This window comes from Streptomyces sp. NPDC002309, assembly GCF_053593375.1.
In genome coordinates this window covers 132,795-145,269 of record NZ_JBSFCI010000005.1, presented here as the reverse complement: position 1 = coordinate 145,269, position 12,475 = coordinate 132,795, and the positions used below count along the sequence as shown (strand labels likewise).

The following is a 12,475-nucleotide window of genomic DNA, read 5'->3' as shown; positions in this document are numbered from 1 at the left end:
GCGTGCCGTACGCGCGTGGAGAACCCGGTGGTGCCCGCGTCGACACGCGTGCGGCTGGATGTACGAGCCAAGCCCCACATCTAGTGGTTGGATGGCTGCGGCATCCCAGAAGTTGTGTTCATCGCGGTCTCGGGGCGCTCGATCATCGCCTATGCTTGTGCTCGCTTCGAGGGGCCCAGGGGTCTGTCGAGGCCATTGAGTCTGCTGTGAGGAAGGGTTGGGAATCCATGCACTGCCCTTTCTGCAGGCACCCCGACAGCCGTGTGGTCGACAGTCGTACGACCGACGACGGCACGTCGATCCGAAGGCGCCGCCAGTGCCCCGACTGCTCCCGTCGTTTCACGACCGTGGAGACGTGCTCGCTCATGGTGGTGAAGCGGTCCGGCGTCACCGAGCCCTTCAGCCGAACCAAGGTCATCAACGGTGTGCGCAAGGCATGCCAGGGGAGGCCCGTCACCGAGGACGCACTCGCCCAGCTCGGCCAGCGGGTCGAGGAGGCGGTGCGGGCAACCGGGAGTGCCGAGCTGACCACCCATGACGTGGGGCTGGCCATACTCGGCCCGCTGCAGGAGCTCGATCTCGTCGCCTATCTGCGATTCGCGTCCGTCTATCGGGCGTTCGAGTCGCTGGAGGACTTCGAGGCGGCGATCAGGGAACTGAGGGAGAAGCGGCCGGAGCACGCGGACGACGGAGACCGCTGCACGGGGAGCCAGGAGAAGGACCGCGGGTCCGGAGGGGCTGCTCAGCTGCCCGAGCCCGCTCGCGCCGCCGACTGATCGGCGGGCCGGGACGGAGGCGGCATCCGGACCGGCCGGGTCGGCGGCGGTCGAAGACCTGTTGCGGGTGGCGGTGCGACGGCCTCGCAACACCAGACAGAACACGTGCTACGGGAACATCGTGGCACTTCAGGGCGTTTTGCCCGTAGAGGGAGGCGGCATGACAGAGACGGCGAGCGGTCCGGCACGGAGTTCCCGTGCCAAGGGCACCAAGGCGGCCAGGGGACTGCGGGTCGAGCGCATCCACACGACGCCCGGCGTACACCCGTACGACGAGGTGGCCTGGGAGCGCCGTGACGTCGTCATGACCAACTGGCGCGACGGTTCGGTCAACTTCGAGCAGCGTGGCGTCGAGTTCCCCGACTTCTGGTCGGTGAACGCGGTCAACATCGTCACCAGCAAGTACTTCCGCGGTGCCGTCGGCACCCCGCAGCGCGAGACCGGCCTCAGGCAGCTGATCGACCGGATCGTGAAGACGTACCGGAGGGCCGGCGAGGACTACAAGTACTTCGCCTCGCCCGCCGACGCCGAGATCTTCGAGCACGAGCTGGCCTACGCCCTCCTGCACCAGATCTTCAGCTTCAACAGCCCCGTCTGGTTCAACGTCGGCACGCCCCAGCCGCAGCAGGTCTCCGCCTGCTTCATCCTGTCCGTCGACGACTCCATGGAGTCGATCCTCGACTGGTACAAGGAAGAGGGCATGATCTTCAAGGGCGGCTCCGGCGCCGGCCTGAACCTCTCGCGCATCCGCTCCTCCAAGGAACTGCTCTCCTCCGGCGGCAACGCCTCCGGTCCCGTGTCCTTCATGCGCGGTGCCGACGCCTCCGCGGGGACGATCAAGTCCGGTGGCGCCACCCGCCGCGCCGCCAAGATGGTCATCCTCGACGTCGACCACCCCGACATCGAGGACTTCATCGAGACGAAGGTGAAGGAAGAGGAGAAGATCCGCGCCCTGCGCGACGCGGGCTTCGACATGGACCTGGGCGGCGACGACATCACGTCCGTCCAGTACCAGAACGCCAACAACTCGGTCCGCGTGAACGACGAGTTCATGAAGGCGGTCGAGCAGGGCGGCAGGTTCGGCCTCCGCGCGCGGATGACCGGCGAGGTCATCGAGGAAGTCGACGCCAAGGCGCTGTTCCGCAAGATGGCCGAGGCCGCCTGGGCCTGCGCCGACCCGGGCATCCAGTACGACGACACCATCAACCACTGGCACACGTGCCCGGAGTCCGGCCGTATCAACGGCTCGAACCCGTGCAGCGAGTACATGCACCTGGACAACACGTCCTGCAACCTCGCCTCGCTGAACCTGATGAAGTTCCTCAAGGACGACGGCAAGGGCCACCAGTCCTTCGAGGTCGAGCGCTTCGCCCAGGTCGTGGAGCTGGTCATCACGGCGATGGACATCTCCATCTGCTTCGCGGACTTCCCGACCCAGAAGATCGGCGAGAACACGCGCGCGTTCCGTCAGCTCGGCATCGGCTACGCGAACCTCGGCGCCCTGCTCATGGCGACCGGCCACGCGTACGACTCCGACGGCGGCCGCGCCCTGGCCGGCGCCATCACCTCCCTGATGACCGGCACGTCGTACCGCCGCTCCGCCGAACTCGCCGCGGTCGTCGGCCCGTACGACGGCTACGCCCGCAACGCCGCGCCGCACCTGCGGGTCATGAAGCAGCACTCCGACGAGAACGCCAAGGGCGTCCGCGTGGACGACCTGGACACGCCGATCTGGGCCGCCGCCACGGAGGCCTGGCAGGACGTGCTGCGCCTCGGCGAGACGAACGGTTTCCGCAACTCCCAGGCGTCCGTCATCGCTCCGACCGGCACCATCGGTCTCGCGATGTCCTGCGACACCACCGGCCTGGAGCCCGACCTCGCCCTGGTCAAGTTCAAGAAGCTGGTCGGCGGCGGCTCGATGCAGATCGTCAACGGCACCGTCCCGCAGGCCCTGCGCCGCCTGGGTTACCAGGAGGAGCAGATCGAGGCGATCGTCGCCCACATCGCCGACCACGGCAATGTCGTCGACGCCCCGGGCCTCAAGCACGAGCACTACGAGGTGTTCGACTGCGCCATGGGCGAGCGCTCCATCTCCGCGATGGGCCACGTCCGCATGATGGCCGCGATCCAGCCGTGGATCTCCGGAGCCCTGTCCAAGACGGTCAACATGCCGGAGTCGGCGACCGTCGAGGAGGTCGAGGAGATCTACTTCGAGGCCTGGAAGATGGGCGTCAAGGCGCTCGCCATCTACCGCGACAACTGCAAGGTCGGCCAGCCCCTCTCCGCCAAGACCAAGGAGAAGGCGAAGGCCGAGATCACGGAGAAGGCCGAGGCCGCCATCCGTGAGACGGTCGAGAAGGTCGTCGAGTACCGTCCGGTCCGCAAGCGCCTCCCGAAGGGACGTCCCGGCATCACCACGTCCTTCACCGTCGGCGGCGCCGAGGGCTACATGACCGCCAATTCCTACCCGGACGACGGTCTCGGCGAGGTCTTCCTGAAGATGTCCAAGCAGGGCTCGACCCTGGCGGGCATGATGGACGCCTTCTCGATCGCCGTCTCGGTGGGTCTGCAGTACGGCGTGCCGCTGGAGACGTACGTCTCGAAGTTCACGAACATGCGCTTCGAGCCGGCGGGTATGACCGACGACCCCGACGTCCGCATGGCGCAGTCGATCGTCGACTACATCTTCCGCCGTCTGGCGCTGGACTTCCTGCCCTTCGAGACGCGTTCCGCGCTCGGCATCCACTCCGCCGACGAGCGTCAGCGCCACCTGGAGACGGGTTCGTACGAGCCGTCGGACGAGGACGTCGACGTCGAAGGGCTGGCCCAGTCGGCGCCGCGTGCCCAGGAGCTCAAGGCCGTGGTCACGCCCAAGGCCGAGGTCCGGGTCGAGGTCGCCGAGCCCGCCCCGAGGCAGGCGCACACCAGCGCGGAGCTGGTGGAGATGCAGCTGGGCATCCAGGCCGACGCTCCGCTGTGCTTCTCCTGCGGTACGAAGATGCAGCGCGCCGGCTCCTGCTACATCTGCGAGGGCTGCGGCTCGACGAGCGGCTGCAGCTGACGCCTGACAGGCAGTTCCTGAGAGCGAGGGGCGCCGGCTTCGTGCCGGCGCCCCTCGTCGGCGTACGCGCTCGGGTCCGTGCCCGGGGGACGGGAGGCCGAGAGGTGGTCACGGCCGGTGCGGGCGGCCCATCGAGCGGGTGAAGGTGGCGGGGTCGTCCTCGAAGCCGTGGACGCCGGCGTCGAGGTCCCACGCCCCCGAGTCACCCCGGACGAACTCCGCGACCCTGGCCGCGGTGCATCCGAGCACGCCGCCGAAGTCGTCCGTGGCGAGGTCCGTGTATCCCTCGCGGATGCGCAGGGAGGGCTTGGTCACGCTGACGAACGTGCGCCGGCCGGGGCGCTGCTGGATGACGACGCCGACCACCACGCGCGCGTAGCGGGGGTTCAGCCGTTCGAGTTCCAGCGTCATGACCTCGTCCCAGCCGAAGCCCTTGCCGTCCTTGCTGTCCCGGTTGAGCGCGATGGTGCCGTCGGGGGAGCGACTGTCGAAGTGGACCGTGTAGGCGGGATCCCCGTACGGATCCCCCGCCAGGTAGGTGGCGGCCACTATGTCCAGATCGGCCGGCGGCTGCCCCGCCGCACTCGGGTCCCACTTCACCGCGATCTCGACCTTGCGGATCCCCTTGCTGATGCCGCTCATCGGACGTAGTCCCCCTTCCGCTGGGCCGGCAGCCCGAACTGCCGGGCGTTACAAGCCGGTTGTCCATCCTGCCACGCCCGGGCGGTAGTGGGCGGGTGCCCTTTGTCCGAACGTGACCGGCGCCACGCCGGTGGCCGTACGATGGCGCGGTGCTGGTCAAGTGGATTCGCTGCACCGTGGTGGACCGCCGCGGCTTCGAGCGGGGGCAGCGAAAATGGGCGGGGCTTCTGGGGGAGCCGGGATTCCGGGGGCAGGGCGGCGGCTGGAGCCGGAGCCGTCCCTCGGTGGCGCACATCTTCGCCTTCTGGGAGAGCCGCGCCTTCTACGACTCCTTCATGGCCCGCTCCCACGACCGGCTGGCGACGGCCCAGACCGGCACGTTCAAGGATGCCCAGGTCAGGCTGTTCGACTACCGCTTCGACGTGAAGACCGGCTTCGAGCCGCGTTTCACGGACGCCGACCTGGTCCGGGTCGCCCTCTGCCGTGTCCACGAGCAGCGCGTCGACAATTTCACGCTGATGCAGGAGAAGGTCTGGAACCCCGCGATGGCCGGCTCTCCAGGGATGATCCGGGGACTCTTCGCCGAGGCCCCGGGGCATGAGTTCATGGTGCTGTCGATGTGGCGGTCGGCCGCCGAGCACGGCAAGTACCGCACCGAGCGCGTGGAGCGGCTGGCCCTGAGGGCGCAGACCGAGGCGGACGTCGCGGCGCTGACCGGCGACATCGTGGAGCTGGAGCCCACCTGGATCGTCTGAGTCCCGGTTCCGGAGAAGGTGTGCTCTGTGTGGCGTGAGGTGCGGGAAGTGTGTGACCTACGCCGTATAGAGCCCGCACGAGTGCTCGAAACGGCCTCGCCCGAACTAGGGTTTTGGCATGGCACGACCACGGCGCATCGTCCTTGTCCGGCACGGCGAGTCAACGGGCAATGTTGATGACTCCGTGTACGAGCGCGAACCCGATCACTCGCTGGCACTGACCGAACGCGGATGGCGACAGGCCGAGGAGGCCGGCAAGCGGCTCCGCGACCTGTTCGGGCGCGAACCGGTGAGCGTGTATGTCTCGCCGTACCGCCGTACTCATGAGACGCTCCGCGCCTTCCACCTGGATCCCGACCTGATACGCGTCCGCGAGGAGCCGCGGCTGCGCGAGCAGGACTGGGGGAACTGGCAGGACTGCGACGACGTGAGGCTGCAGAAGGCCTACCGGGACGCGTACGGGCACTTCTTCTACCGCTTCGCGCAGGGCGAGAGCGGAGCCGACGTGTACGACCGGGTCGGCGGCTTCCTGGAGAGTCTGTACCGGAGCTTCGAGTCGCCGGATCATCCGTCCAACGTGCTGCTGGTGACGCACGGCCTGGCCATGCGGCTGTTCTGCATGCGCTGGTTCCACTGGACCGTGGCCGAGTTCGAGTCGCTGTCGAATCCCGGGAACGGCGAGATACGAATGCTCGTTCTGGGGGACGACGGCAAGTACACGCTTGACCGGCCGTTCGAACGTTGGCGAGATCCGGCACCGTACGGGATCACCGAATAGAGTGGCAGACCGATGACCGACTCCTCTCCCGGCGGGCGCCTGGACCGCGCCCTGGCCAGCCTGCGCGGACTCGCGGTCGGGGATGCCCTGGGTTCCCAGTTCTTCGTGCCGGTGAACTATCCGCTGCTCAAAAGCCGCGAGCTGCCGCCGGGCTCCTGGCAGTGGACCGACGACACCGAGATGGCCTGTTCCGTGGTCGCCGTTCTCGCCACCCACCGGCGGATCGATCAGGACGCCCTCGCGCGTTCGTTCGCCGAGCGCCACGACTTCGACCGCGGCTACGGCCCCGCGGTCAACCGGATGCTCCGACTGATCCGCGAAGGCGGTGACTGGCGGGAGCTGTCGTCCGCGCTCTTCAACGGCCTCGGCTCCTGGGGCAACGGCGCCGCCATGCGCATTGCCCCGCTGGGCGCCTGGTACGCCGACGACCCCGAGCAGGCGACGCACCAGGCGGAGATCTCCGCGTACCCGACACATCAGCACCGTGAGGCCGTGGTCGGCGCCATGGCCGTCGCCGCGGCAGCCGCCCTGGCCTCGGCCCCCGGGGGACCGCCGAGCCCCGGGTCGCTGCTCGACGACGTCGTCGCACTCGTGCCGAAGAGCGCCGTCGGCGCAGGTCTGCGTCGTGCCCGGGACATGCTCGACTACGGCGATCCGGCCACGGTCGCGGCTGTACTGGGCTGCGGGCGGCGGACCTCCGCCCATGACACCGTCCCCTTCGCCCTCTGGTCGGCCGCGCGCTCCCTCGGTGACTACGAGCAGGCGTTCTGGACGACCGCGCAGGTCGGCGGCGACGTGGACACCACCTGCGCCATCGTCGGCGGCGTGCTCGCCGGGGGGCGGGCCGGGGCGCCCCCCGCCGCGTGGGTGGGGCGGACGGAGGCACTGCCCGACTGGCTGGGCGCCCCGGCGTAGACCGCTGCCGTCAGTGCGCCGGCTGCCACCCGGGACCTGTGCACGATGATTCACGAATGCGACAGCGAACGGGCGGAGCGCTCCCGTGGCGTGGTCCTGCACGGTCTGCTGGACGCGAGGTCAAAGGCTTGCGTGAGGGCGTCGACGCTGGAATCAGGCGGGTGAGCGGCGATCCGACGCGGCGAGCGGACGCGTCCCGGACATCATGTGAGGATGCGACCTTCGAGGGTGTGCGTGAGTGAATCGACGAACCGGTACTTCGAGGAGCGGGCTCACCGGTCGACGGTCCAGCGATCGCCCTGGTGGGAGACCGGGACGAGGTTGTGGCGTCCCTGGTGGACGCTCGGGGGACCAGGGTGTCGGACCAGTTCGCGGGCGGCGTAGTCTGAACGCGTCATGCCGTACGAACCACCTACTCACACCGTCGAGCGCTCGCTTCGCGCAACGACCGGGGCGAAGATCATCGCCGGTGTGGACGAGGTGGGGCGCGGCGCCTGGGCCGGTCCCGTCACCGTCTGCGCGGCGATCACCGGACTGCGCCGGCCTCCCCCGGGCCTCACCGATTCCAAACTGCTCACCGTGAAACGACGGACCGAGATCGCCGAGCTGTTGCGGACCTGGGTCACGTCGTACGCCTTGGGGCACGCGTCACCCGAGGAGATCGACGAGTTCGGGATGACGGCGGCGCTGCGGGTCGCGGCTGTGCGGGCCCTGGACGCGCTGCCGATCCGTCCGGACGCGGTGATCCTCGACGGGAAGCACGATTATCTCGGGGCGCCCTGGCAGGTCCGTACGGTGATCAAGGGCGATCAGTCGTGCGTGGCCGTGGCGGCCGCCTCGGTGATCGCCAAGGTCCAGCGCGACAAAATGATGGCCGAACTGGGCATCGAACATGCAGACTTCGGTTTTGCGGACAACGCCGGGTATCCGTCGCCCGTGCACAAGGCCGCACTGGCGGAGCGGGGCCCCACCCCTCACCACCGGTTGTCGTGGGCGTATCTTGATGCGCTGCCGCAATGGCGGCATCTCAAGAAGGCCCGCAGCTGGGCGGACGGAAAGGTTCCGGAGATCGACGGTCAGCTCGGCTTCGATTTCTGACGGTTCCGGTCGCACGTATGTGCCACCCGCTGGCGTCACCCGTACCAACGTTTGATAGATATCAACTCATGCCTCTCTTCCCCGAGGAGCCTCAGATTCACGAGAGTGCCCAGGGTCCTCGCGCGGCTTCGGCCAGTGGCCGTACCGCGCCGACCCCTCGTCCCGTACCCGGCCCCCGCCCCGCGGCCCCGCCGCGTCCTGGTCGTCCCGGCGGCGCTCTCCGGCCCTCGCCGCCGGCGCAGCGCTCGGGCGCGGTCGGGTCGACCAAGCCCGGGCCCGCGGGTCCGGCCGCAACCGCCACCCCTGCCGCTTCGGCTTCGGCGACCCCGCAGATCCAGCTGATCCCGGCTCCGGCCGAGGGCGCGCTCGACGCTGCCGAGGAAGCCGTGGACCTGCTGCTGGACTCCGGCCGCGCCCCCAGTGACGTGCTGGTGATCACGACTGGCGAGCCGCATCCCTGGGCCGCTCACGAGCTGTCCTTCGGTGAGGCTTCCTACTGGGCACAGCACGACTCCGGTGACGACGTCTTCTACACGGACGCCGCCATGGCCGGTCGTGCCGCGTCCCGGGCTGTGGTCGTGGTCGCAGTCAACGGTGGTTCCGACACCGCTGCCGCGACCGCACTGCCGCTGGCTCTCACCCGGGCCGACACCCTGCTGATCGTCTGCGGCGACCCGCAGCAGATCAACTCGGTGCTGGGCACGGGCGTCTGATCCTGTTCCCCCGGTTCCTGTGGAACGGGGGCTTCGGGTCGGCGCATACGCCTCCGTGGTCGCCATCGCACGGTGTGGGGACTTCGGTGTGCTCGTGTGACGGGCGTGGTCGGGCGAAAGGCATCGGAGGCGGGGCGGGGGCGCGCGGTGACGGTTGCACGCCGGGTGTGACGGCTGTGGCCAGGTGCCCAGGTGTGGGGTGCGGGGTGTAGGTGTCCTGCATTCTGTTTCCCCACGTGTCCTGCCGTCTGCCCTTCCGCCCTTCTCGCCTCGTCGTCGGGGCCGCCTGTTCGCCGGGGGCGCCTGTTGTTCGTGTTGCTTGTCCGTGTTGCCTGTTTGTCCGTGGTGCCCGCTCGTTCGGCCTGTCCGGAGGGGCGGTGCCGCCGCGAGGTCACGTCGAACCGGTGGCCGTGAGTGGTCGTTCGTATGTGTTCGGTGGCCGGCCCGTGCTCGTGGCTCGTGTTCCTCAGCGGGCTGCCACGCGGCTCAGAATGTCGGAAGCGGCGCCTCCGGTACGCGGTGGCGGAGGTGGTGCCTCCGAGGTCGCGAACGGCTCGGGCGCCGATACGGAGTTGGGGCGGCGGCCGCCCCGGCCCTCGCCGAGGACCTGCCAGCCGTCGCGGGTCAGCGTGATGTACGCCCCGCAGCGCAGTCCGTGGAGCGTGCAGGCGTCACGCAGGCCCCACATCCACGCGCCGTCCTCCTCCGTCCAACGTGCCTCGCCGTCCCGGCAGTAGAGCAGCACGGCGGTCCGGACCGGCGCGCGGCGGCGGAGGTCGTGCGGGATGACCCGGCGTAGTTGGTCGAGAAGCGCGTTACGGAACATCCAGCCGTCGGCGGCCGTCGGACGCCTGGTGAACGAGGCGCTCGCGCACAGCCGATCGTCCCCGTCGAGGACGGCCACGACCGCCGTCGAGGGCCTGGGGCGGTGGCGCGTGTGCAGTCCGCTGACGACTTCCCGGGGATTACGCAGCAGTGGGATGCCCGCGGCGGCCCATTCCGAGGGTTCCAGCAGTCGCGCCCCGGCATTCACTGATGCGGCGGAATCCGTGGATGCCGCGGAGGACGGAGCGAATCCGAAGGTCACGTTCCTCCCTTCGGCTACGCGCCCACACTGCGGGCGAGGTCTGGATCGGGGGAGCGCGCACCGCAGCAGAGCCCTACCTGATCACGGGCTGAGCCGTGCGGGGAGCGGACCCCAATTCTTCCCGCCGAACTGGGATGCGGCAACGAGCAATTGGAGCGGTCGACCCTTATCGAGTGGTCCGTGGCTTATATCCGTACCCGGCGGGGTGCCGAGTGATGCCGGAGAAGCGGCGTAGGCAACAGCCGCCCGGCGGTACCCGCCTACCGCCCGGGCACGACGGACAACGTGCGGGCACGACGGACAACGTGCGGGCGGTACCCGCTCGTCCACGACGAGCGCGTGTGGTCGCGGTCAGCCCTGTACGGCCAGGACGAGGGGCAACACCCCCTGCGCACCCGCGCGCCGGAGCAGGCGGGCCGTGACCGCGAGCGTCCAGCCTGTCTCGGTGAAGTCGTCCACAAGCAGCACAGGTCCAGGTGTTTCGCGAAGTGCCGCACCGAGAGCGGGCGGTACGGTCAGCGCTCCGTCCAGGGCTTTGAGGCGCTGGGCGCTGTTGCTCCGCGAGACGGGCGGTACGTCGGTCGCGTACTGCACCGAACCCAGCAGCGGCATCCGGCCGACCTCCGCGATACGCGCGCCCAGGGAGTTGATCAGCTGAGGCCGGGTGCGCGAGGCGACCGTGACCACTCCTACGGGACGCGGCTGGGCGTCCGCCGTGCCCGGAGCCCAGCCACCCGGTCCTTTGGCCCAGTCGGCCAGGACACCGACCACCGCCTTCGCCACGTCGTCCGGCACGGGACCGTCCACCGCATGCGGCGCGAACATCGGCCGCAGCCGGTTCCCCCAACCGATGTCCGACAACCGTCCCAGCGCGCGGCCCGGCGAGGCCTGTTCACCGGCCGGAATGCGGCCCTTGAGGTCCACGCCGATCGCCGGAAGGCCGGTCGGCCACATACGGCGCGGCTCCACCTCCACGCCCGCCCGGCCCAGATCGACGCGTGCGGCGTCCAGGGCGGCCGTCGACGTGACCGCGGCGAAGCGCGCTCCCGCGCAGTTGTCACAGCGACCGCAGGGCTTGGCGCCCTCGTCGTCCAGTTGGCGTTGCAGGAACTCCATACGGCATTGGGTCGTCGCCGCGTAGTCCCGCATCGCCTGCTGCTCCGCCTTGCGCTGCCGGGCCACCCAGTCATAACGCTCCGCGTCGTACGTCCACGGCTGCCCGGTCGCGATCCAGCCGCCCTTCACGCGGTGCACCGCGCCGTCCACGTCGAGGACCTTGAGCATGGTCTCCAGCCGGGAACGACGCAGCTCGACCAGCGGTTCCAGGGCAGGCAGCGACAGGGGCCGCTGCGCGCGTGCGAGGACGTCGAGCGTACGCCGTACCAGCTCTTCCGAAGGGAAGGCGAGTGAGGCGAAGTACTCCCAGATCGCCTCGTCCTCCCTTCCGGGCAGCAGCAGGACCTCGGCGTGCTGGACACCACGACCCGCGCGCCCGACCTGCTGGTAGTAGGCGATGGGGGACGAGGGTGAGCCGAGGTGGACCACGAAGCCGAGGTCGGGCTTGTCGAAGCCCATGCCGAGGGCCGAGGTGGCCACCAACGCCTTGACCTTGTTCCCGAGCAGGTCGTCCTCCGCCTGCTGGCGCTCGGCGTTCTCCGTCTTCCCGGTGTACGAGGCGACGGTGTGCCCGCGATGGCGCAGGAACGCGGTGACCTCCTCCGCGGCGGCCACGGTCAGCGTGTAGATGATCCCCGAACCCGGAAGATCGTCGAGGTGGTCGGCCAGCCAGGCCATGCGGTGCGCGGCGTCCGGGAGGGTCAGCACACCGAGGCTCAGACTCTCCCGGTCCAGCGGGCCTCTCAGAACCAGGGCGTCCGACGTACCACCGGTACCGAGCTGCTCCGCGACGTCGGCCGTCACGCGCGCGTTGGCGGTGGCCGTGGTCGCGAGCACGGGGACGCCCGCCGGTAGATCGCTGAGCATGGTGCGCAGGCGCCGGTAGTCAGGGCGGAAGTCGTGGCCCCAGTCGGAAATGCAGTGCGCCTCGTCCACGACCAGGAGCCCGGTCGCCGCCGAGAGCGCGGGGAGCACCTGGTCACGGAAGTCCGGGTTGTTGAGGCGCTCCGGGCTGACCAGCAGGACGTCGACCTCGCCCGCGGCGATCTCGGCCTGGACGGTGTCCCATTCCTCGGTGTTCGCCGAGTTGATCGTCCGGGCGTGGATCCCCGCTCGGGCCGCGGCTTCCACCTGGTTGCGCATGAGCGCCAGCAACGGGGAGACGATCACGGTGGGACCGCTGCCTCGGGCCCGCAACAGCGACGTCGCGACGAAGTACACCGCGGACTTTCCCCATCCCGTGCGCTGCACGACCAGGGCCCGGCGCTTCTCGGCGACCAGCGCCTCGATCGCCCGCCACTGGTCCTCGCGCAGCCGCGCCGTACCTGAGGCGTCCCCGACCAGCCGTGCGAGAACGGCGTCGGCGTCCGTGCGGAGTCCCGCGTTGCTCGTGTGCTCCATGCGTCCATACAACAGGACGGCACTGACAGACGGGCGGGCCGGCGGCAGGAACAGGCAGGACGAACGAGGATGTCGTGTCCCTGATCGGACTTATCCACAGGCGCAAGCGGAGATTCTGATTCCGCGAGATCGT

At 69.5% G+C, this 12,475-nt stretch carries 11 protein-coding genes; 7 read left to right on the top strand and 4 right to left on the bottom strand.

Translation table 11 applies throughout. The features are described 5' to 3' along the window. Window positions 1–227 precede the first annotated feature (227 nt). Together nrdR and ACWCPM_RS06635 are read left to right on the top strand one after the other, a co-directional pair. A complete protein-coding gene (gene nrdR / locus ACWCPM_RS06640) occupies window positions 228–776 on the top strand; it encodes a transcriptional regulator NrdR (RefSeq protein ID WP_450975025.1) in 549 nt (182 codons plus the stop codon). A gap of 160 nt (window positions 777–936) precedes the next feature. After that, window positions 937–3,837, top strand: a complete 2,901-nt coding sequence (locus ACWCPM_RS06635; RefSeq protein ID WP_450975024.1) for a vitamin B12-dependent ribonucleotide reductase — start codon at window positions 937–939, stop codon at window positions 3,835–3,837. Window positions 3,838–3,945: 108 nt separating this feature from the next. On the opposite strand, the gene ACWCPM_RS06630 is transcribed toward ACWCPM_RS06635, so the two are convergent. Further along, window positions 3,946–4,479 (bottom strand): TerD family protein, encoded by a 534-nt coding sequence (locus ACWCPM_RS06630; RefSeq protein ID WP_450975023.1) that lies wholly within the window; start codon window positions 4,477–4,479, stop codon window positions 3,946–3,948. A 149-nt stretch (window positions 4,480–4,628) separates the two neighbouring features. On the opposite strand from ACWCPM_RS06630, the gene ACWCPM_RS06625 reads away from it, so the two are divergent. The 3 genes from ACWCPM_RS06625 to ACWCPM_RS06615 all read left to right on the top strand — a co-directional run bounded on the left by ACWCPM_RS06625 (window position 4,629) and on the right by ACWCPM_RS06615 (window position 6,927). After that, window positions 4,629–5,234 carry a YdbC family protein gene (locus ACWCPM_RS06625; RefSeq protein WP_450975022.1) on the top strand — a complete coding sequence of 202 codons (606 nt, stop codon included), beginning with the start codon at window positions 4,629–4,631 and terminating at the stop codon, window positions 5,232–5,234. Window positions 5,235–5,352: 118 nt separating this feature from the next. Further along, a complete protein-coding gene (locus ACWCPM_RS06620; RefSeq protein WP_450975021.1) occupies window positions 5,353–6,012 on the top strand; it encodes a histidine phosphatase family protein in 660 nt (219 codons plus the stop codon). Between the two features lie 12 nt (window positions 6,013–6,024). Continuing rightward, window positions 6,025–6,927, top strand: coding sequence for an ADP-ribosylglycohydrolase family protein (locus tag ACWCPM_RS06615; RefSeq protein ID WP_450975020.1), 903 nt, complete (start codon window positions 6,025–6,027; stop codon window positions 6,925–6,927). Window positions 6,928–7,199: 272 nt separating this feature from the next. Here the strand turns inward: ACWCPM_RS06615 and ACWCPM_RS06610 are convergent, their stop codons facing one another. Continuing rightward, window positions 7,200–7,325 (bottom strand): hypothetical protein, encoded by a 126-nt coding sequence (locus tag ACWCPM_RS06610; protein ID WP_450975019.1) that lies wholly within the window; start codon window positions 7,323–7,325, stop codon window positions 7,200–7,202. Between ACWCPM_RS06610 and ACWCPM_RS06605 the strand changes: the two genes are divergently transcribed. Together ACWCPM_RS06605 and ACWCPM_RS06600 are read left to right on the top strand one after the other, a co-directional pair. Beyond that, window positions 7,324–8,025, top strand: coding sequence for a ribonuclease HII (locus ACWCPM_RS06605; protein ID WP_450975018.1), 702 nt, complete (start codon window positions 7,324–7,326; stop codon window positions 8,023–8,025). The two genes, ACWCPM_RS06610 and ACWCPM_RS06605, sit on opposite strands and share 2 nt — an antisense overlap. A gap of 68 nt (window positions 8,026–8,093) precedes the next feature. Continuing rightward, window positions 8,094–8,738 carry a hypothetical protein gene (locus ACWCPM_RS06600; RefSeq protein WP_450975017.1) on the top strand — a complete coding sequence of 215 codons (645 nt, stop codon included), beginning with the start codon at window positions 8,094–8,096 and terminating at the stop codon, window positions 8,736–8,738. Between the two features lie 466 nt (window positions 8,739–9,204). Here the strand turns inward: ACWCPM_RS06600 and ACWCPM_RS06595 are convergent, their stop codons facing one another. After that, the gene (locus tag ACWCPM_RS06595) at window positions 9,205–9,825 is read right to left on the bottom strand and encodes a hypothetical protein (protein WP_450975016.1); all 621 of its coding nucleotides are present in this window, start codon (window positions 9,823–9,825) and stop codon (window positions 9,205–9,207) included. Between the two features lie 351 nt (window positions 9,826–10,176). Then, window positions 10,177–12,342 (bottom strand): RecQ family ATP-dependent DNA helicase, encoded by a 2,166-nt coding sequence (locus ACWCPM_RS06590; protein WP_450975015.1) that lies wholly within the window; start codon window positions 12,340–12,342, stop codon window positions 10,177–10,179. Window positions 12,343–12,475: the final 133 nt, after the last annotated feature.

Excerpts from the sequence above, each read along its gene's own strand:
- ACWCPM_RS06615 (WP_450975020.1), top strand. The coding sequence starts at position 6,025 with ATGACCGACTCCTCTCCCGGCGGGCGCCTGGACCGCGCCCTGGCCAGC.
- ACWCPM_RS06610 (WP_450975019.1), bottom strand. The coding sequence starts at position 7,325 with ATGACGCGTTCAGACTACGCCGCCCGCGAACTGGTCCGACACCCTGGT.
- ACWCPM_RS06630 (WP_450975023.1), bottom strand. The coding sequence starts at position 4,479 with ATGAGCGGCATCAGCAAGGGGATCCGCAAGGTCGAGATCGCGGTGAAG.
- ACWCPM_RS06635 (WP_450975024.1), top strand. The coding sequence starts at position 937 with ATGACAGAGACGGCGAGCGGTCCGGCACGGAGTTCCCGTGCCAAGGGC.
- nrdR (WP_450975025.1), top strand. The coding sequence starts at position 228 with ATGCACTGCCCTTTCTGCAGGCACCCCGACAGCCGTGTGGTCGACAGT.
- ACWCPM_RS06590 (WP_450975015.1), bottom strand. The coding sequence starts at position 12,342 with ATGGAGCACACGAGCAACGCGGGACTCCGCACGGACGCCGACGCCGTT.
- ACWCPM_RS06605 (WP_450975018.1), top strand. The coding sequence starts at position 7,324 with ATGCCGTACGAACCACCTACTCACACCGTCGAGCGCTCGCTTCGCGCA.
- ACWCPM_RS06620 (WP_450975021.1), top strand. The coding sequence starts at position 5,353 with ATGGCACGACCACGGCGCATCGTCCTTGTCCGGCACGGCGAGTCAACG.
- ACWCPM_RS06600 (WP_450975017.1), top strand. The coding sequence starts at position 8,094 with ATGCCTCTCTTCCCCGAGGAGCCTCAGATTCACGAGAGTGCCCAGGGT.